The following is a 20,045-nucleotide window of genomic DNA, read 5'->3' on the forward strand; positions in this document are numbered from 1 at the left end:
TGAACACCGAGTTGCCGAACATTCAGGAGGATCTGCGTGGGTTGGCGGATTTCTCGCAGACGTATGCCGATGCGGGTCCGCAGTTGATCGATGCGCTCGACAATCTGTCGGTCACGGGAAACACGTTGGTCGAGCAGCGTCCGGCGGTGGATACGTTGATCTCGTCGTTGACGGCGACGAGTGCGTCGACGGCAGATTTTCTGCAGGCCAACGCGGACAATCTGATTCGGATCTCGGCGGATTCGCGTGAGGCGCTGGACTTGTTGGCGCAGTATTCGCCGTCGTTCGGGTGCACGTTCGCTAATTTCGTGCCGGTGGTGCAACGCGCGCAGGACGTCATCGGCGTCGGCGACGAGTACCGCGGCATCAACGTGGACATGCCACTCATCAATCCACGTGGACGGTACCTGCCTAATCAGGACGAGCCGCGCTTCTTCGACGACCGTGGACCGACATGCCACGCTCCGGCGGACGCTGCTGCCGGTGAGTTCTTCCCGCAGTACCCGGGCGGATCGGTCAACGACGGTTCCTACCAGGTGCCGTCGAGGAACCCCGGACCGCAGGATGTTCCGGAACTGCCTGCGCCGCAGTACTCGCCGCTGCCGGGCATCGTCGAGCAGACGCCGGTGTCCTACGCGGGCTCGGATTTCGAACGCGACACGCTCGCCGTGATCTACGGCGGAGCAACGGGAACCGCTCCGCAGGACGTTCCTTCCTGGGTCACATCCGCGACAGCGCCCGCACTCCGAGGTGCCGAGGTCCGGATGACGGCAACCGGAAACTCACCGCGGTGACACCTCACCCCGCTCGGTGGGGTCGGGTCCGGCCGAGGACTTCCACGCGCGCGAACTGCTGGCGTCGACCATCGGCACGACCCGCGTCGTGATCGCCGAGTTGTACATGTCGGCAGCCTGACGCGGATTGGCGTGGCCGGTACCCGGCATGCGGACCACGCGAAGGTTTCCGTCGGGCCCTCCCGATCGCTCGAACAGAATGCGTTGGGAATAGTCGACGTCGACCACGGTGTCCGCAGCCCCGTCCCGCGGACGCAAGAACACGATCGCCGGAGCGGTCTTGCCGTCGACTTCGTCCGACAACGCGTCGAGGTTGTCCAGAGCACCGGAGGCGACAATTGTCTTGAACTGCGATTCGATGAAACCGTTGCTGGCCGCCGACGGATTCAACACCTTGTCGCGCATCACTTCGTCGAACGCCGAAGCAGCCTCCTCCCACTCGATATGCGGGAGCCACGACGACTGCGTGTCCACGAACCTGTCCTGTCGCGCAGCCATCTCGACGATCGTCCGTAGCGATCGGCTCTCACGCGCCCCCGGCAACCATCCGATCCACCGCAGCAAGTCCTCGCCCGCGTCTCGACTGGCCTCTCGGACAGCGTGCAGGTCGACCGGTGTGCAATCGAGCACGACACCCCCCACGGTCTTGTCGGAGTCCTCGTACAGATGCTGCGCAGCCTCGAGTGCGACGACTCCACCCATGCTGTGTCCGACGAGAACGATGTTGCTCACTCCTACAGCAGTTGCGCGTCTGTCGATGAGGTCGCTGATCACCCGCGTGTCGAGGCCACGATTGTCGTACCGAACGGACCAGACCCGGCCGAGGTCCGCCAACGCAGGCAGAGTCGCCGCCGTGGGCGCCGCATCGAGATTACCCAAGCCGACCAGGTCCACGACAGCCGTCGTGGCGTCCGCGGGATCACGTGGCCCGTAGATCTCGTCGATGCTCGGGCGGGTGTCGGCGAGGCGCCGTTGCTCCGGCGCGACATCGACGCGCCAGTACACACCGAACAGGACGAGCAATGGAATCGACGCGAGCGACACGCGAAGCAGGCACCGACGCGTTCTCCCCAGTACTCGCCAATCGCGTCCCCATCGAGTCTCGATCAACCGCGCCTTCCGGCGCTCGTCGTCCCAGTCCACGGGAAGAATCTCCGGTTCGTTTCTCGACCGACGCCCCCACGTCGAGTCCTGATCAGATACATCGTCCACCGTACGCGCCGATGTCCCGACCGCACCCGGACAAGAACGCGGTCGACTCGATATCCGGTGCGCTGCAGAGTGATCCGGCTGTCCACGCGGTGTGCTGCTACGACGGAATCCTAGCGAGGCAGGAACGGATCCCTTGCAGGGTCGACCCCGACGGGCGCTCGATGAACGAACCATTCGGTACCGAGCGCTTCCCGACGAGTCGCAACGTCCATGTTCGCGAACTGCGACGCACCACCACCGCGTTCGATCTCGGAACGGTGTTGGCTGAACGCCGACCACTTGGTGTCGAACCAGGCGCTGACGTCGATCGCCAGGTCGACGTCACTGTCGGCAATGCCGGGGACTGCTGGTCCGGGGGCCGGGGCCGCCGTTCCGAACAGGGTCTGCCACTTCGACTCGATGGCGGTTCGAGGAAAAGTCGCGAAGCACAGATGGGCCGGACGCCACGGCTCGCCGGCCTCGGGAAACAGCTGCTCGTAACCGGACGCTTCGAACGCAGCCAGTGTCACCCTGTGCGCGTGAACATGATCCGGATGTCCGTAAGACCCGAATCCGTCGTAGGTGACCACGATGTCGGGCCGAAACGATCGTATGTGCGCAACGAGTTTGCCGACCGCCTCGTCGAACGGCGCAGCACAGAAGAGGACACCGCCTGACAGGGCGTTGTCGGTGTAGCCGAGCAGGCGAGGTTCACCAGCACCCAGAACCTCGAGAGAACGGCGCAGTTCCTCGACACGTTCCTCGCCGTCACGCCACGTACACGTCACCACGGCTGTGCGTGCACCCGCCGCAGCGCTTCGCGCCAGAATCCCGCCGGTGAACAGTGCCTCGTCGTCGGGATGAGCGTGAACGCACAGGACACTGGGAACGCTGGGCACATCCCAAGAATATCCCCACCCGTCCGGTGCGCGTCCCCGACCGAGAATGTCGGCCGACAGATCACAACACCGCGAACCGCCGCTTGTGCACGGTCCAGTCCGCAGGGCATTCCGCATGCGTCGATGCGCACGTTCGCACACGAGAAACGCCAGCACACAGGTGGGACAGCACGCCTACGCCCGTCATATAGTGAACGAATGGCATTCCAGATACTTCTGTCGAAGGCACTGACCACCGTCGTCACGGGAGCAGTCGGCGTCGCGGCGTACAACGGCGCAAGAACCCTGATCGCGAAAGCACCCATCAGGGGAGCGGCTGTGACCGCAACCGAGTGGGGCCTTCGCGGTGTGCGCAAGGCCGAGGAGGGTGCCGAATCGGCACGTCTGCAGGTATCGGACGTCGTCGCCGAGGCCAAGGAACGACTCGGGGAAGAAGTTCCGCCGCCCGCTGTCGGCGAGACCGGTCACGGACACAGCCACTGACCGTGGCGACCGAATCCGACGTCATCGACTTCGCCCCGAACCGGGCGGGCAACAGCACATCGGCAGCAACGTCGTCGGCTGACATTCGTGTGCTGTCCGACGCGGCAGGACGAATCAGATTCGACGTTCCCTGGCTCCGTTCGAGCCCGGGCCGGGCAGTGGCAATCGAGAACGCCCTCGACAAAGTGGTCGGTGTCCGTGCAGCGCATGCGTATCCGCGTACCGGCTCCGTCGTGGTGTGGGTGTCTCGTACGCGGGTCGACCGCGATGCCGTGATCGCCGCGGTCCAGGAGGGCAAGTCGACGGCTCGGTCCGCCGTGCCGGACCGCACTCCACGGTCCGCCGACATCGCCAGCGCCGAAGTTCTCCGCATGGCCGTCGGCGGCGCCGCGCTGGTTCTGCTGGGCATCCGTCGCTACGGACTCGGACGTCCGCCGATTCTGGGTCCCACCAGTCGGCTCGTGGCCACGGGAGCCACCGTCTTCACCGGATACCCGTTCCTGAAGGGTGCCCTCCGGTCGATCACGGGGAACAAGGGCGCAGGCACCGACGCTCTGGTGTCGGCCGCGACCGTAGCCAGCTTGGTTCTGCGCGAGAACGTCGTCGCACTGACCGTCCTCTGGTTGCTCAACATCGGTGAGTATCTGCAGGAGTTGACCCTTCGGCGGACGCGACGCGCCATTGCCGACCTCCTCGGCGGGACTCAGGACACCGCATGGATACGGTTGGCCGACGGCAGTGAGATCTCCGTCGACACCGAGTCCTTGACCGTCGGCGACGAGGTCGTCGTGTACGACCACGTTGCATCCCCAGTCGACGGCATCGTCGTCGACGGTGAATCCATCGTCGATCAATCGGCCATCACCGGAGAAACGCTGCCCGTGTCCGTCGTTCCGGGCGCACGTATTCACGCCGGGTCGGTCGTGGTACGCGGACGCCTCGTCGTACGCGCCACTGCCGTCGGCAAGGACACCGCAATCGGCCGCATCATCTCGCGGGTGGAAGAAGCTCAGGAAGATCGAGCACCGATTCAAACCGTCGGCGAGAACTTCTCGCGGCGCTTCGTGCCGACGTCCTTCCTGCTCTCGGCTCTCGCACTGATTGTCACACGGGATGTGCGGCGCGCCATGACAATGCTGCTCGTTGCGTGTCCCTGTGCAGTCGGTCTGTCCACACCCACCGCTATCAGTGCGGCCATCGGAAACGGTGCCCGCCGCGGCATCCTCATCAAGGGCGGGTCGCACCTCGAACTTGCCGGCCGCGTCGATGCTGTTGTGTTCGACAAGACCGGCACGCTCACAGTCGGCCGACCGGTGGTGACCAATGTAGTTGCCTTCGCCGACGATTGGCTCCCGGAACAGGTCCTGGCGTACGCCGCGAGCTCCGAGATCCACTCACGACATCCTTTGGCCGAAGCCGTCATTCGCTCCACCGAAGAGCGTCACATCGAAATTCCTCCACACGAAGAATGCGAGGTGCTCGTCGGACTGGGAATGAGGACATGGGCCGACGGACGGACCTTGCTTCTCGGAAGTCCGTCCCTGCTCAGGAGCGAGAACGTCGAGGTGTCCGAAGACGCCGCATCGTGGGTGAAGAAACTGCAGCGCCAAGCCGAAACGCCGCTTCTGCTTGCGGTCGACGGCACCCTCGTCGGGCTCATCAGTCTGCGCGACGAAGTCCGCCCCGAAGCGCTGAACGTGCTGGCTCGGCTGCGTGCAGACGGCGTCGAACGCATCATCATGCTGACCGGCGACCACCAGGACACCGCGGCTGCAGTCGCTGCGGAACTCGGTATCACCGAGTGGCGAGCAGAGGTCATGCCGGAGGACAAACTGACGGTCGTTCACGATCTTCAGCAGCAAGGTCACATCGTGGCAATGGTGGGAGACGGGACCAACGATGCGCCTGCACTGGCGGCCGCCGACATCGGCATCGCGATGGGTCTCGCCGGAACCGACGTTGCCGTGGAAACCGCCGATGTTGCACTGGCCAGCGACGATCTGAATCGCCTCCTGGACGTTCGTGACCTCGGTGGACACGCTGTCGACGTGATCCAGCAGAACTACGGCATGTCCATCGCGGTGAACGCGGTCGGATTGCTCGTCAGTGCTGCCGGCGGATTGTCGCCGGTCCTGGCTGCGATACTGCACAACGCATCGTCCGTCGCCGTCGTGGCCAACAGCTCCAGGCTGATCACCTACCGAATGGATCCACCGGGTCGACGGGCCGGGTAGCGCGCCCGGCCACCTGAACCTCACCGGCTGCCCGAACTGAGACCATCAGGGTGTCCGACCCTCGCGCAGCGTGCGTTGTGCGAGGGTGCGGAGCGCCCCGGTGATCGACGAATCACCCAGACGGCACGTCGTGTCGTCCACCGACACAGTCCATTCGAACGCGTCCCGACGCCTCGACGCGCTCCCGGATCGGTCTTCGGTGGACGTGAGCATCGGCCGTGCCTGTTCGACGAGTTCCTGCCACTCGCGCACCGATGCGTCGTCGTCCAGCACATCGGTGTCGATCTGTGCTCGGCGAGTGAGGCCGGCCACGCCACCTACACGAACGACTTCGATGAACATGCCACCGTCCTCACGTCTCAGACTCGACGCGTGGACGACTCCGCCGGTTCCTGCGCGTCCACGACCACTCCCACGGTAGCCCAACCTGCGGCAACGGCCCGGTGAACATCTGACTCGGCGCCGTAACGCGTGACTGCCGCAGACACCGTGGCTGCTGCGAAACCTTCGAAATCGACGGTCGACGGCAACGACGAATCGGTGGCGACGTCGAACCACACCTGCCCCGCCCTGTCCCACGCCGGTCCGCCGAGCGCCCTGGCTGCAGACGCGAATGCGCGGTTGGGGATGGATGAGTTGATGTGGACACCTCCGTTGTCCGCCGTGGTCTCGACGTACCCGTCCATGTCCTTCGGTTGAGGGTCTCGCCCGAGGATGTCGTCGTCGTAGGCCGTGCCAGGGTCGATCATCGACCGAAGCGCCCGTCCCTCGACCGCAGGGAGAAACAGACCCTCTCCCACGAGCCACGATGCAGTCTTCGCGTCCTGCTTCGACGAATACTGTTCCACGAGAACGCCGAACACGTCCGATAGAGACTCGTTGAGCGCGCCCGCTTGGCCGAAGTACTCGAGCGCGGAAGTGTACTGAGTGAAACCGTGCGTCAGTTCATGGGCGATGACGCTGAGCGAGGCAGTGAACCGGCCGAACACTTCGCCGTCCCCGTCTCCGAACACCATTCGCTCGCCATCCCAGAACGCGTTGTCGTAGTCGCGGTCGAAATGCACGGTGGCGGAGAGGGGGAGGCCCTTTCCGTCGAGACTCTCGTAGCCGTACACCTCCCGAAAGAAGGCGAACGTGGTGCCGAGGCCGTCGTAGGCCTCGTCGACCGAGACGTCCCCGGAGGCGGGCTCACCCTCGGACCTGACGAGGCGGCCGGGTAGCGCGTCACGGTTCTGCGCATCGTGGATCGACCGAACCGGACCCTCGGCAGCTGCGGCCGAGGAGGCGCGAACGGTGGACCGCAGGGGAGAACGTCCACGCGCGAGCTGACGGTCGATGGCGAGGGTGCGTGCCGCGCTCGACGACGCATGGTCTGCCACCACTCCCTGGCCGCGGCCGGACGACGCGCTCTCCGCGATCCGCTCCAGCAGGAACGGAGGTACGACCGTTCGCAGCTGCGAGGACGGGAAAGTGCCTGAGCCGGAGACGTTTCGGTTGAAGGGTGAACCGGAACCGGATTCCGAGGACGAGTTGGATTCGATTGCCACACGAGCACCTTCCAGTCGAGTTCCGTAGACACTAGACGACGGCTACGACATCGTGTGGTCGCGCGATCCGACGGCCGGGTTAGAGTCGAGGCCGACATCGAAGTGATCGCCGACACAGGTGAGCATCCAGGACTCGGGGGCAACAGTGGTGAACGGAACCGCCAAATCGACACGCACCGCCGATGCGATAGTCGTCGGGGGTGGACTGGCGGGCCTTGTTGCCGCAGCCGAATTGGTCGACAAGGGAAAACGGGTGATCCTGGTCGATCAGGAAAACGAAGCCAACCTGGGTGGGCAGGCATTCTGGTCGTTCGGCGGCCTCTTCTTCGTCGACAGCCCCGAGCAGCGGAGACTGGGAATCAAGGACTCCTACGACCTCGCTCTCCAGGACTGGATGGGTACTGCGGGTTTCGACAGAGAAGAGGATCTGTGGCCGCGACGGTGGGCGCAGGCGTACGTGGAGTTCGCCGCGGGCGAGAAGCGTAGCTGGCTGCGACAGCGAGGGCTGAAGATATTCCCTCTCGTCGGCTGGGCCGAACGAGGTGGTTACGGGCCGGACGGTCACGGCAACTCCGTGCCGAGATTCCACATCACCTGGGGGACCGGTCCCGCTCTCGTCGACATGTTCGCCGCCACGGTGCGCGACGGCGCCGACCGCGGGTTGGTCGACTTCGCGTTCCGTCACCGCGTCGACGAGATTCTCGTGAGCGACGGTGTGGCGACCGGAGTCCGAGGATCGGTGTTGGAGCCGTCGGACGTCGCTCGAGGCGTTCCGTCGTCCCGCCTCGCCGTCGGCGAGTTCGAGTTCACTGCCGGGGCAGTCGTCGTGACGTCGGGCGGAATCGGCGCGAACTGGGATCTGGTCAAGAAGAACTGGCCCGCACGCCTCGGCACACCCCCGCAGCACATGCTGACGGGCGTTCCCGCGCACGTGGACGGTCGGATGCTCGAGATCAGCCGTCGAGCGGGAGCCAGCCTCATCAACTCCGACCGGATGTGGCACTACACCGAAGGCATCACCAACTACGACTCGGTGTGGCCGAACCACGGAATCAGGATTCTGCCCGGGCCGTCGTCGCTGTGGCTCGACGCGACCGGCAAGCAGCTCCCCGCGCCGCTCTTTCCCGGGTTCGACACGCTCGGCACCCTCGAACACATCGTCCGTACCGGATACGACTACTCGTGGTTCGTGCTCGATCAGAAGATCATCGAGAAGGAGTTCGGGCTTTCGGGCCAGGAGCAGAATCCCGACCTGACGGGCCGCAGCGTGCGCAAGCTGCTCGAGCGCATTCGGCCCGGTGCGCCCGGTCCCGTGGAAGCGTTCAAGCGTCGAGGAGAGGACTTCGTGGTCGCGGACTCGGTGCGTGAGCTGGTCGCGGGCATGAACAAGATCGGATCGGTCGATCTGGACGCCGACGCCGTCGAGGCCACACTGATCGCCCGAGACAGAGAAATGGTCAACGGGTTCAGCAAGGACCTGTCGGTGTCGGTCATTCATGCCGCACGCAAGTACAAGGGCGACAGAGTCGCCCGCATAGCCAGCCCGCACCGACTCCTCGATCCGGCGTCGGGCCCGTTGATCGCGGTCAAGCTGCACCTGCTCACGAGGAAAACCCTCGGTGGACTCGAAACCGACCTCGATTCACGGGTGTTGCGCACCGACGGAACGCCGTTCGACGGATTGTTCGCGGCCGGCGAGGTCGCCGGCTTCGGCGGCGGCGGAGTGCACGGCTACCGGTCGCTGGAAGGCACGTTCCTCGGCGGCTGCATCTTCTCGGGCCGTGCGGCCGGACGCGCCGCTGCACGATGACGCCGACCGTCCGCCCCGCGGCAGGACTGGAAGAACGGAGTTTCCGGCATCGAGTCCGGCGGTAGGGTAGTCACACTGGACAGCGGACGCGGTGGCAGCGGATCACCGTGGACAACAGCAGCGACGTCAGGAGAATCGATGCCGGATTTCAACGATCAGGTCGTTGCGGAGTTCCGTGCCAACCACGGTAAGGTCGGCGGCCCCTTCGAGGGGGCGCCGCTGCTGTTGTTGCACACCGTCGGCGCGAAATCCGGTGCGGACAGGCTCAGCCCGCTCATGTACCTTCCCGACGGTGATCGGTACGTCATCTTCGCTTCGAAGGCAGGGGCGGACACCAACCCGGCGTGGTACCACAACCTTCTCGCCAACCCCGCCGCACGAATCGAAGTGGGAGACGACACGATCGACGTCGTCGCCCGGGAGATCGAAGGCGACGAACGAGACGCCCTCTACCGGAAGCAGGCGGAGCTGTACTCGGGATTCGCCGACTACGAGAAGAAGACCACGCGCGTCATACCGGTGGTTGCGCTTTCGGCATCGTGATCGCACGTTCACCTGCACACGCGGTCGACAGCGGGAACGGAAGTAACCGGTGAGCACCGACAACGAGGGCGGAGTCCTGAGCGACCGCGTGCTCACGCTCCCCAACGCCCTGAGCGTGATCCGGCTGTTGCTGATTCCGCTGTTCCTTTATCTTCTGTTGGGTCCGCAATCCGACGGATGGGCTCTCGCCGTGCTGTTGGCCAGCGGTGCCACCGACTGGCTCGACGGCAAACTAGCCCGTGTTCTGGACCAATCGTCACGGCTCGGCGCGATGCTCGACCCGCTCGTCGACCGTCTCTCGGTCGTCACGGCCCTGGCTGCCTTCGTCGTGCGCGGGATCATTCCGTGGTGGGTCGCGGTGATCCTCGTCGGCCGGGATCTTGTGCTCGCGGGCACCATGTTCATCTATCGCCGGCAAGGTCTGCCGCCACCCGAGGTGATCTATCTGGGCAAAGCCGCCACCTTCGTCATCATGATCACGCTTCCGGTGCTGCTCGCGTCGACGGGTGAGTCCCCAGTCGCGGATCTGCTGTGGCCCGTCGGCACGGCGTTGCTCGTCTGGGGGACCGCGCTGTACGTGTGGACCGGCGGTCTGTACCTGTACAAAGCATCCTTGGTCGCACGGCACACCGCACCGCCCTCGCGTGAGGAAACACGAAGTGCGTGAACCGGTTTCTCGAAACCCAGTTCCGTCGCTGCTTCGCTCGTTGATGTCCGAGCATCTCGACCCCGGCTACGCCGCAGCATCGGCGTCCAGGCGGGGGACGCCACGCGGCGGCAAGGACATCGCGATGCTGGTGCTCGGCGCCGTGCTGGTCGGGTGCGTGTTAGGCATCGCACTGTCCCAGGTCTTCGACACCTCGGGTGGCGAGTCCCGGCAGGACACCCTTCACCGCGTCCGAGACGCAGAATCGCGAGCCGCAGAACTCGATTCGACACGACAGGACCTCAGCGCTCAGGTCGACCGCGCGCGCGACGACGCACTCAGGAACGATGATCGCGGCACAGCGCTTCTCACGGATCTGCGCGCGCTCGAAGTAGCCGCAGGCGCCGACAGTGCGACCGGACCGGGAATCGTGGTGACCGTAGCCGAGCCGCCCGCACCGTCGGACTTGTCCGACGTGTCGGTTCCTGTCCGAGGCTCATCTGATTCGGCCGTGCTGGACCGAGACCTCCAGACAGTGGTGAATTCGCTGTGGGTCAGCGGCGCCGAGGCGATCGCGGTCGACGACGTCAGGGTCGGTCCGGGAGTCACGATCCGCCAAGCCGGAGGCGCAATGCTCGTGGACAACCGGCCGGTGTTCTCTCCCTACACCGTGACCGCGATCGGATCGCCGACGCGCCTGGAAGCGCAGTTCTCGGTCAGTGACGCTTACCTGCGCATGGCAGGGCTTGCGCAGCTCTATCGAATCGGCTTCGCGACGGAGGCCTCGGACTCTCTGAGCGTGCCACCCGCGGCCGTACGCGCAGTCACCACAGCAGGACAGGACGAAGGACGTTGAGCGAACACCAGCATCACGCGGCGGCCGACCGTACGGTCGACGGGAACGATCGGAGACCGTCGGGCCGAGGATCCGGACTTCTCGTGTTGGCGGGCGTCGCGATGATCGTGGGCATCGTCATCGGATCGGTGTCCGGACCGGAGGTCCCCGTCGGCGTCGCACCCTACCTTCCGATCGCGGTCGTTGCGGCACTCGATGCGGTGTTCGGCGGTGTACGTGCGTTTCTCGACGGCATCTTCGACGCCAAGGTCTTCGTCGTGTCCTTCGTGTTCAACGTCCTCGTCGCGGGACTGATCGTCTGGCTCGGTGACCAGTTGGGCGTGGGCACTCAACTGTCGACTGCCATCGTCGTCGTCCTGGGCATCAGGATCTTCGGCAACGCCGCAGCTCTCCGTCGACGACTGTTCGGTGCGTGAGCGAGCGAATGAACACACGGTCCGCACAGCCTTCCGACGGCCGGCACAGATTCCGACGGAAGGGCTCGTCCCGCGCGTTCGGCGCCCTCGCTGTTCTGTTGATGGCTGTTCTGGGATTCGGCATCGTGGTGCAGGTCAGGGAAACAGGCAGCGGTGATGCACTCGATGCTGCCCGACCGGCGGACCTCCTGGTCGTCCTCGACAACGTCGGGAGGCGAGAGGCCGCGCTGCGCAGCGAGATCGCCGAGTTGCAGACCACTCTGTCTGCGCTTCGGCAGTCAGACGGTGGATCGGGCGCTGCCCTCGCCGAGGCGCAGGACCGGCTTGCGTCGTTGTCCATTCAGGTCGGCACCGTTGCCGCCGCCGGGCCGGGCGTCACCGTCACCGTGACAGATCCGGACAAGGGGGTCGGATCCGACGTCCTGCTCGACGCGCTGCAGGAACTGCGGGCCGCGGGAGCGGAAGCCGTGCAGCTCTCCGGTGGCGGACAGCCGCCCATCCGCATCGGAGTCGACTCGTGGATCGCAGGAAAGCCGGGTGATGTGATCGTCGACGGCCGACCCACGTCCGCGCCGTTCGTGTTCTCCGCCATCGGCGACCCGGCGACACTGGCCGCAGCGCTCGACATTCCCGGTGGCGTCGTGGACACGGTGTCTCGCTTCGGCGGACAGTGCGGCATAGCTCAGTCTCAGCAGGTGACTGTCTCCGCCTTGCGGGATCTGCGGTCACCTCAATACTCTCAGCCCGGAAACCAGCCGGGAAACTAGTGTGGACGTCGGTGCACGAGCACCTGCCCTCCTCGAAAGGACAGCCGAACAGTGACCGACACCGAGCCCTCGGGCGACTTGCACTACACCCCCGAACACGAATGGGTTCAGCGGATCAGCCCCACCGCCGTACGGATCGGAATCACCGATTACGCGCAGGAACAGCTCGGTGACGTGGTGTTCGTTCAGCTGCCGTCGATCGGGGACGAGGTGACGGCCGGAACGTCGCTCGGAGAGGTCGAATCGACCAAGAGTGTGTCCGACGTGTTCTCGCCCCTCACCGCGAAAGTCATTGCCGTGAACGCAGATCTGGATACGTCCCCGGAGAAGGTGAATTCGGGTCCGTACTCGGACGGGTGGCTCGTGGAGCTCGAGACGGAGACATCGGAGGCTTTGGACGCGTCGCTGTCTCAGATGCTCGATGCCGCCGGATATGCTGGAATTACGGCTGAGTAACCGCACGCGAACGCAGCGTGAGCAACCGTATGCACCCGCACGGGCGGGCAAGGTACGGTTTGTGTAGCTGCACGCGTGGTTGCCGTGGCGAGTCCGCTGCGCCGTGGGGGCCTGTAGACCCTTCCGGGGCAACCGTGGGTTGCCAATCGGGTGAGGCGACGTAGGTCCGCAAGAAGTACAGAACGTGCAAGTTGGTTACTGCGTAACTCGGGTGCAATCGACCCGGGCGATCGGACTGAGAAGGAGAAACGGTGAGCGAGAACGACAACGACGGCATCTACGGAGAGTCGCCGGCGGAAACCACTTCGGTTTTTCGTGCAGACTTCCTCCAGGAGCTGGACAACTCGGCGACCAGCCAGAGCTCCGAGGCTCCGGTGTCGGGCGTGGAAGGCTTGCCGGTCGGTTCGGCTCTTCTCGTCGTCAAGCGTGGACCCAATGCCGGGTCGAGGTTCCTGCTCGATCAGCCGACGACGTCGGCCGGACGCCACCCCGACAGCGACATCTTCCTCGACGACGTCACCGTGTCTCGTCGCCACGCCGAGTTCCGCCAGGAAGAGGACTCCTTCCAGGTCGTCGACGTCGGCAGCCTGAACGGCACCTACGTCAACCGCGAGCCTGTCGATTCGGCAGTCCTCGCCAACGGTGACGAGGTCCAGATCGGCAAGTTCCGTCTCGTGTTCCTCACCGGCCCACGTGCGGGTGCCGATGCACCTGCAGGCGATTCGTCGGCAGGTGCAGGCAGCCAGTGACCGCCGTCGGGCAGCAGTCTCCCGGGGGGATGTCGATAGGCTCCGTCCTGGATCGACTTCGGCCCGACTTCCCCGATGTCACGATCTCCAAGATCAGGTTTCTCGAGGCCGAGGGCCTGATCTCTCCGGAGCGCACGCCATCGGGATACCGGCGTTTCTCCGTTGCGGACTGTGAGCGTCTTCGGTACGTACTCACCGCACAACGAGATCAGTACCTGCCGCTCAAGGTGATCAAGGAGCAGTTGGAGGCGATCGACAGCGGAGTGGCACGCGTCGAGAGCGCTGAGCCCGCACCGCGCAAGCCGCGAACCCTGTCGATCGCTCCGGGCGAGGTGTCTCCCGAGGAGTTCCTCGTCGACCGGGAAGTACGTGTGTCCAAGGTGGACCTGCTCGAGCGGGCGGGAATCGACGACACTTTTCTGACGGAGTTACTGCGCGCAGGGCTCGTGGTTCCCGGCCAGGCCGGGTTCTACGACGAGGGCGCCGTGATTCTGGCTCGAACAGCACACGCGATGTCGCGCTTCGGCCTGGAGGTGCGGCATCTGCGTGCGTTCAAGCTGGCAGCCGACCGCGAGGCGGGACTGGTTGCTCAGATCGCAGGTCCCGTCGCCAAGGGGCGGGATGCCGGTGCACGTGATCGCGCGGAAGAAATGATCCGCGAATTGGCTGCGCTGTCGTTGACTCTGCACACCTGCCTGGTCAAAGCAGCGGTGCGCGGCGCGCTGGACAAATGACCTGACGCAGAACCGTTGGTGGCGCCGCATGGTCATCGATTCCAATAGAATCGGCTGTAGTCGGGTCGAGACACAGCCGGGGCCGAATCTTCAAGCGCATGTGGGAGGCAATCGCCATGAGTGAAATGCGTGTAGTCGGTATTCGCGTGGAGCAGCCGCAGAACCAACCTGTGCTTCTGCTCCGTGAGTCCGACGGTGAGCGTTACCTGCCCATCTGGATCGGGCAGACCGAGGCCGCGGCGATCGCGCTGGAACAGCAGGGGGTTCAGCCTGCTCGTCCATTGACGCACGATCTGATCAAGGAGCTGATCGGTGCCCTGGGGCATCGCTTGAAGGAAGTGCGAATCGTCGATCTGCAAGAGGGGACCTTCTACGCGGATCTCGTGTTCGACAAGGACATCCGTGTGTCGGCACGTCCGTCGGATTCGGTCGCGATCGCCCTCCGAGTCGGCGTGCCGATCATCGCCGAGGAACCGGTTCTGGCGGAAGCCGGTCTGCTCATGCCGGACGAGCGCGAGGACGAGGTGGAGAAGTTCAAGGAATTCCTCGAGTCCGTCTCGCCCGACGACTTCAAGGCTACGGACGGCTGACAGCCTCGACTTGATAACGGAAGAGTCTCAACCTCAACTTTAGGTTCAGGTTTACGGCGCGTTGCGTTGACCTTGCCTCGGCGGACCCATAGCGTTCCCGTCGTGAGGTAAGCAGTCCTCGATCGTGTGTCGCTCGTCCCTACCTGGGCGTAGTCTGGCTTACGAAGGCGGAGTGGAACTTCACGCGAGAACACCGCCGGGACCCGTCCCGGTCGGCCTGGGCCAACCGGGACGTACGCAGTGTCGAGACATCCGAAGAGGGAGCAGTCAGTGGGAGATCAGCCGCAGGATCGCCTCGTGCGAGATCAGCCGCAGGATCGTCAGGTGTCGGAGTCCGCTGTGTCGGAAACGATTGCGCCGCAGGTCCCCGCCACCCCCGACGGGTCCGTGAACACCACCCCTTCCGAATCGACTCGACCGGAGCCGTCCAGCGCGCCCGCCCGCGAGTTCCAACCAGGGCTGTTTCCGGACGATTCGGTACCGGACGAGCTGGTCGGATACCGAGTGCCGAGCGCATGCCAGATCGCGGGCATCACCTACCGCCAACTGGATTACTGGGCACGCACCGGTCTGGTCGTACCCTCGATCCGGAGTGCTGCGGGATCGGGCAGCCAACGCCTGTACTCCTTCAAGGACATGTTGGTCCTGAAGATCGTCAAGCGCCTGCTCGACACCGGAATTTCTCTTCAGAACATCCGAGTCGCGGTCGACCACCTGCGTCAACGCGGTGTGGGCGACCTGGCCAACATCACCCTGTTCTCCGACGGCACCACCGTCTACGAATGCACGTCCGCCGAAGAGGTCGTCGACCTCTTACAAGGCGGTCAGGGAGTATTCGGCATCGCAGTCAACGGCGCGATGCGTGAACTGACCGGCCTGATAGCCGACTTCCCTGCAGAACGAGCCGACGGCGGAGAATCCGAGCCCAGTCCCGAAGACGAATTGGCGTCACGCCGCAAGAGTCGCGCAAATCGAAAGACCGGCTAGGATCGAGACCGTCGCGCTCGCGCGGGAGAGTTCCGGGGCAGCCAGTTCCGGACGCCGAAGGAGCAATACCTCCCCGTCAATCTCTCAGGCACACGGACCGTGTGAGCTTGGACGTCTCTGGAAAGTGGTGGGATCACCCACCCGCCCAAGGGGAAAGTACCTCCGAGCATCGCGTGCGCGGAGCGCGAATCTCTCAGGCGCTCGCCCCGGGTGAGCATGCGACAGAGGGGGAGGATCGGCCGCGCAGTGCGCGTGGTCACTCCACCCGTCAGCATGCATCCACCGGAGCGTCTCATGACCGAACAGAGTTCTCGCCCGTCGTTTTCCGACCGACATATCGGACCGGACGGTGCGGCACTGTCCCGAATACTCGACGTCGTCGCCGCCGGATCGCTCGACGAACTCGCAGAGCGCGCGGTGCCTGCCTCGATTCTCGATGGGTCCGTCGACGGCATTGCCGCCGGACTCGCCGGACTCCCACTTCCACTCGGCGAACACGAAGCGCTGGCCGAACTCGCGGCCCTCGCCGCACGGAACGTGGTCGCCACGTCGATGATCGGTCTCGGCTATTACGACACCCTGACACCGCCGGTCCTGACTCGGAACATCCTCGAGAACCCCGCGTGGTACACGGCGTACACCCCGTATCAACCCGAGATCAGCCAAGGCAGGCTCGAAGCGCTCCTCAACTTCCAGACGATGGTGTCCGACCTGACCGGAATGGACGTGGCCGGTGCGTCGATGCTCGACGAGGCCACGGCCGCCGCCGAGGCCATGACGTTGCTCAGGCGCGCCAACCGGGGCTCGACGTCCCCGCGGTTCGTGGTGGACGACGACGTCTTCCCGCAGACCTGGGCAGTCCTCGAGACGCGCGCGGAGCCCCTCGGTATCGAGCTCGTGCGGCACGACGTCACCGGCGGACTTCCCGACGGAGAGTTCTTCGGCGTCCTCGTTCAGTTCCCGGGCGCATCCGGAGCCGTCGTCGACCACTCCGCCATGATCGACGACGCACACACCCGTGGTGCCCTGGTGGCCGTCGGAGCCGATTTGTTGGCGCTCACCCTGCTCACGTCCCCGGGCGACATGGGAGCGGACGCATGTTTCGGCACCACCCAACGATTCGGTGTCCCGATGGGATTCGGTGGACCGCACGCCGGTTACCTCGCCGTACGGAACGGCCACGCACGTCAGCTTCCGGGACGGCTCGTCGGCGTGTCGGTGGATGCCGACGGCAACCTCGCGTACCGACTGGCGTTGCAGACCCGTGAACAGCACATTCGACGCGAGAAGGCGACCAGCAACATCTGCACCGCGCAGGTCCTGCTCGCGATCGTGGCCGCCATGTACGCCGCGTATCACGGAAGTTCGGGACTCCGCGACATCGCTCGCCGAGTCAACGCCCACGCGGTCGCGCTGGCCGACGGGCTCGCAGCGTCGAACATCTCCGTCGAATCCACCTCGTTCTTCGACACGATCACCGCGCTCGTGCCGGGTCGAGCTCGGAGCGTCGTCGAGGCAGCGCAACGCTCCGGTATCAACCTGCGCACGGTCGACGACGACCGTGTCTCGATCGCATGCGACGAAGCGACCACCACCGACATCGTCGAGCAGGTACTCGCCGCGTTCGACGCCGGGCCGAGCGCGGAGTCCGCACGGTCGTCGTTGCCCGACTCGCTGATTCGAACGTCCGAATTCCTCACCCACCCTGCGTTCACCCGGCACCGAACCGAGACGTCGATGCTTCGATACCTGCGGATGCTGGCGGACAAGGACATCGCCCTCGACCGCAGCATGATTCCACTCGGGTCGTGCACGATGAAGCTCAACGCGACAGCCGAGATGGAATCCATCACCTGGCCCGGATTCGCCCGGCTGCATCCGTTCGCACCCGACAGCGACACCGAAGGAATCCGCGCCGTCATAGCGGACGTCGAGAAGTGGCTGGTCGACATCACCGGCTACGACGCGGTGAGCCTGCAACCGAATGCGGGAAGTCAGGGCGAATACGCCGGCCTTCACGCGATTCGTGACTATCACCTCGGCCGCGGTGATAGTCACCGCGATATCTGCCTCATCCCGTCGAGTGCGCACGGCACCAACGCTGCATCGGCGGTCATGGCAGGTATGAAGGTCGTCGTCGTCACGTGCCGCGCCAACGGCGACGTGGATGTCGACGACCTGCGCGCCAAGATCGGCGAGCACGCGGATTCCCTCGCCGCGATCATGATCACCTACCCGTCGACTCACGGCGTGTACGAGCACGACATCGACGAGATATGCGCTGCTGTGCACGACGCGGGAGGTCAGGTGTACGTCGACGGCGCGAACCTGAACGCACTCGTCGGACTCGCACGTCCCGGGAGGTTCGGCGGCGACGTCAGCCACCTCAACCTGCACAAGACCTTCTGCATCCCGCACGGCGGAGGAGGACCGGGAGTCGGTCCGGTCGCCGTGCGATCGCATCTCGCACCGTATCTGCCGGGGCACCCGCTCCGGCCGGAACTGGGCAGCGGAGCGACGATCTCGGCCGCGCCGTTCGGAAGCGCGTCCATTCTGTCGATCACGTGGGCGTACGTGCGGATGATGGGCGCCGAGGGTCTACGACGCGCCACCCTCACCGCGATCGCGTCGGCCAACTACATCGCCCGACGCCTCGACGAGTACTTCCCCGTTCTGTACACGGGAGAGAACGGGATGGTTGCGCACGAGTGCATTCTCGATCTCCGCGGGCTTACGAAGGCGACGGGCGTGACCGTGGACGACGTAGCGAAAAGGCTGGCGGACTACGGATTCCACGCTCCGACCATGAGCTTTCCCGTGGCGGGAACCTTGATGGTCGAGCCGACGGAAAGCGAGGATCTGGACGAGATCGACGCATTCTGCGATGCCATGATCGCAATTCGCGGCGAGATCGATCGGGTCGGTTCGGGGGAGTGGCCGTCGACGGACAACCCGTTGCGCGGCGCTCCCCACACGGCTCGGTGCCTGGTCGGGGAATGGACTCACCCGTACACACGCGAAGAAGCCGCGTATCCGTGGGAAGCCAACGCGAAGAGAGGATCGATCGCTGCGGGACGGGCCAAGGTGTGGCCTGCAGTACGCCGCATCGACGGCGCCCACGGCGATCGCAACCTGGTGTGCTCGTGCCCGCCGATCGCGGACCTCGAGTGGAGCCCGCGGAGCGACTCGGCGTCGCCTCGGGGTTAGCTGGACGTCAGGTTCAGCATCGCGATCTCGGGCGGTGCTGCAACCCTGACGGGCGGACCCCAGGCGCCGGCCCCACGCGTGGTGTAGAGCGTGGTGTCACCGACACGATCGAGGCCTTCGACGCTCGGCTGCTGCAACGGGACGAGATACCGCAGTGGCCAGATCTGTCCGGCATGCGTGTGACCGGAGACCTGGAAGTCCACCCCCATGTCCGATGCCTCGAACGCCTGCAGCGGCTGATGTGCCAACAGCAACACGAATCGAGACGCATCCCTCCCGTCCAGGGCAGCACCGAGATCGGGTTCGTACGGCGCCGGTGCGGTTGCGTCGTTGATGCCGGCGATGTCGATGGACGCACCGGACTTGCTGATCGTCTCGTGTTCGTTCCTCAGAACGGTCACACCCAGCGTCTCCCATAGGTCCAACCATTTCCCACCGTCGTCCGCATAGAACTCGTGATTACCGCTCACGGCGAACACTCCGAGGGGAGCGTCGAGCTGCTGCAGCGGAGCGAGGTCTGTTCCGACGAGGTCGACGGTGCCGTCGATCAGATCGCCGTCCAGGATCACGAGGTCGGGCGACTGTGCATTGACGTCGTCCACCACGCGTTGAACGAAGCCGGCTCCACGGGCCGGTCCGACGTGAAGATCGGACACCAGAGCCACGCGCGTACCGTCGAATTCGGAGGGCAACCGATCGAGCGCGACGCGAGTGTCGGTCACCTTCGGGAGTGCAGCCTCGACGAGTCCGTACCCGACGGCCACCACAGCGACGGACGCCGCGATCGCGGAGCCGATTCTGTGAATGCGTAGCCGAAGCGCGCGCGACTCACGACGGCGTGCCGCCGACACGATGCGCACGACGAGGGTGACGACGCCGACCAGCACTGTGCCCAGCACCAGGTACAGCACCACAGCGAGCCAACTGAGACCGACGAACGCCGGAACTCGCGCCCATGCCGGATCGAAGACCTCGCCCGATCCGATGCCGACCAGAGCCAGTAGCCACATGACGACCAGCACAGTGTCCGCTGCAGTGGAGTACGGACGACGAAGCTTCGTGGCCCGAATGTAGCGAAAATGGAGCACGAGACCGATGACGGCAAGGAACGTGCCGAAGGCGAGAAGTCGAATCAT

At 65.0% G+C, this 20,045-nt stretch carries 20 protein-coding genes and 1 riboswitch; of the genes, 15 read left to right on the top strand and 5 right to left on the bottom strand.

What is annotated here, in order from left to right; genetic code table 11:
• A partial coding sequence (locus H292_RS0124755; protein WP_020113172.1) for an MCE family protein occupies positions 1-794 on the top strand: 794 nt, incomplete at its 5' end.
• On the opposite strand, the gene H292_RS0124760 is transcribed toward H292_RS0124755, so the two are convergent.
• Together H292_RS0124760 and H292_RS0124765 are read right to left on the bottom strand one after the other, a co-directional pair.
• Positions 783-1,937: a lipase family alpha/beta hydrolase gene (locus tag H292_RS0124760; protein WP_019667973.1), complete on the bottom strand. Its 1,155-nt coding sequence runs from the start codon at positions 1,935-1,937 to the stop codon at positions 783-785. The genes H292_RS0124755 and H292_RS0124760 overlap by 12 nt on opposite strands.
• Positions 1,938-2,116: 179 nt before the next feature.
• A complete protein-coding gene (locus tag H292_RS0124765; protein ID WP_020113173.1) occupies positions 2,117-2,884 on the bottom strand; it encodes a PIG-L family deacetylase in 768 nt (255 codons plus the stop codon).
• Between the two features lie 198 nt (positions 2,885-3,082).
• Here H292_RS0124765 and H292_RS0124770 point away from each other — a divergent pair, with 198 nt between their 5' ends.
• Together H292_RS0124770 and H292_RS0124775 are read left to right on the top strand one after the other, a co-directional pair.
• A complete protein-coding gene (locus tag H292_RS0124770) occupies positions 3,083-3,367 on the top strand; it encodes a DUF1490 family protein (protein ID WP_019667971.1) in 285 nt (94 codons plus the stop codon).
• Between the two features lie 2 nt (positions 3,368-3,369).
• Positions 3,370-5,601 (top strand): heavy metal translocating P-type ATPase, encoded by a 2,232-nt coding sequence (locus H292_RS0124775; RefSeq protein WP_020113174.1) that lies wholly within the window; start codon positions 3,370-3,372, stop codon positions 5,599-5,601.
• Positions 5,602-5,646: 45 nt separating this feature from the next.
• Here the strand turns inward: H292_RS0124775 and H292_RS0124780 are convergent, their stop codons facing one another.
• Together H292_RS0124780 and H292_RS0124785 are read right to left on the bottom strand one after the other, a co-directional pair.
• A complete protein-coding gene (locus H292_RS0124780) occupies positions 5,647-5,943 on the bottom strand; it encodes a protealysin inhibitor emfourin (protein ID WP_019667969.1) in 297 nt (98 codons plus the stop codon).
• 17 nt (positions 5,944-5,960) lie between these two features.
• Positions 5,961-7,148: a M4 family metallopeptidase gene (locus tag H292_RS0124785; RefSeq protein ID WP_019667968.1), complete on the bottom strand. Its 1,188-nt coding sequence runs from the start codon at positions 7,146-7,148 to the stop codon at positions 5,961-5,963.
• A 148-nt stretch (positions 7,149-7,296) separates the two neighbouring features.
• Here H292_RS0124785 and H292_RS0124790 point away from each other — a divergent pair, with 148 nt between their 5' ends.
• The 12 genes from H292_RS0124790 (at position 7,297) to gcvP (ending at position 18,909) form a co-directional block, all read left to right on the top strand.
• Complete coding sequence (locus H292_RS0124790) at positions 7,297-8,958, top strand: FAD-binding dehydrogenase (RefSeq protein WP_027499065.1); 1,662 nt, start codon at positions 7,297-7,299, stop codon at positions 8,956-8,958.
• 138 nt (positions 8,959-9,096) lie between these two features.
• Positions 9,097-9,501, top strand: a complete 405-nt coding sequence (locus H292_RS0124795) for a nitroreductase family deazaflavin-dependent oxidoreductase (protein WP_019667966.1) — start codon at positions 9,097-9,099, stop codon at positions 9,499-9,501.
• A gap of 49 nt (positions 9,502-9,550) precedes the next feature.
• Entirely contained in the window at positions 9,551-10,168 is a 618-nt protein-coding gene (locus tag H292_RS0124800; RefSeq protein ID WP_020113176.1) for a CDP-alcohol phosphatidyltransferase family protein, read from the top strand.
• A 43-nt stretch (positions 10,169-10,211) separates the two neighbouring features.
• Positions 10,212-11,003: a DUF881 domain-containing protein gene (locus H292_RS0124805; protein ID WP_020113177.1), complete on the top strand. Its 792-nt coding sequence runs from the start codon at positions 10,212-10,214 to the stop codon at positions 11,001-11,003.
• Positions 11,004-11,104: 101 nt separating this feature from the next.
• Positions 11,105-11,419 carry a small basic family protein gene (locus tag H292_RS27515; protein WP_094653437.1) on the top strand — a complete coding sequence of 105 codons (315 nt, stop codon included), beginning with the start codon at positions 11,105-11,107 and terminating at the stop codon, positions 11,417-11,419.
• A gap of 8 nt (positions 11,420-11,427) precedes the next feature.
• Positions 11,428-12,186, top strand: coding sequence for a DUF881 domain-containing protein (locus H292_RS0124815; protein WP_371828309.1), 759 nt, complete (start codon positions 11,428-11,430; stop codon positions 12,184-12,186).
• Positions 12,187-12,237: 51 nt separating this feature from the next.
• Entirely contained in the window at positions 12,238-12,642 is a 405-nt protein-coding gene (gcvH, locus tag H292_RS0124820) for a glycine cleavage system protein GcvH (RefSeq protein WP_019667961.1), read from the top strand.
• 251 nt (positions 12,643-12,893) lie between these two features.
• Positions 12,894-13,391 (top strand): glycogen accumulation regulator GarA, encoded by a 498-nt coding sequence (gene garA / locus H292_RS0124825; RefSeq protein ID WP_019667960.1) that lies wholly within the window; start codon positions 12,894-12,896, stop codon positions 13,389-13,391.
• Entirely contained in the window at positions 13,388-14,125 is a 738-nt protein-coding gene (gene ftsR / locus H292_RS0124830; protein ID WP_019667959.1) for a transcriptional regulator FtsR, read from the top strand. Before garA ends, ftsR begins: the two co-directional genes overlap by 4 nt.
• Before the next feature lie 116 nt (positions 14,126-14,241).
• The gene (locus tag H292_RS0124835) at positions 14,242-14,715 is read left to right on the top strand and encodes a bifunctional nuclease family protein (protein WP_026348282.1); all 474 of its coding nucleotides are present in this window, start codon (positions 14,242-14,244) and stop codon (positions 14,713-14,715) included.
• A gap of 297 nt (positions 14,716-15,012) precedes the next feature.
• Positions 15,013-15,702: a MerR family transcriptional regulator gene (locus H292_RS0124840; RefSeq protein WP_371828046.1), complete on the top strand. Its 690-nt coding sequence runs from the start codon at positions 15,013-15,015 to the stop codon at positions 15,700-15,702.
• A 12-nt stretch (positions 15,703-15,714) separates the two neighbouring features.
• A riboswitch (glycine riboswitch) is annotated at positions 15,715-15,812 on the top strand.
• Between the two features lie 184 nt (positions 15,813-15,996).
• A complete protein-coding gene (gene gcvP / locus H292_RS0124845) occupies positions 15,997-18,909 on the top strand; it encodes an aminomethyl-transferring glycine dehydrogenase (RefSeq protein WP_027499068.1) in 2,913 nt (970 codons plus the stop codon).
• Here the strand turns inward: gcvP and H292_RS0124850 are convergent.
• Entirely contained in the window at positions 18,906-20,045 is a 1,140-nt protein-coding gene (locus tag H292_RS0124850) for a metallophosphoesterase (RefSeq protein ID WP_019667955.1), read from the bottom strand. The two genes, gcvP and H292_RS0124850, sit on opposite strands and share 4 nt — an antisense overlap.

The sequence above is a fragment of the Rhodococcus sp. 114MFTsu3.1 genome (assembly GCF_000383555.1).
In the GTDB taxonomy this organism is placed as follows: domain Bacteria; phylum Actinomycetota; class Actinomycetes; order Mycobacteriales; family Mycobacteriaceae; genus Rhodococcoides; species Rhodococcoides fascians_E.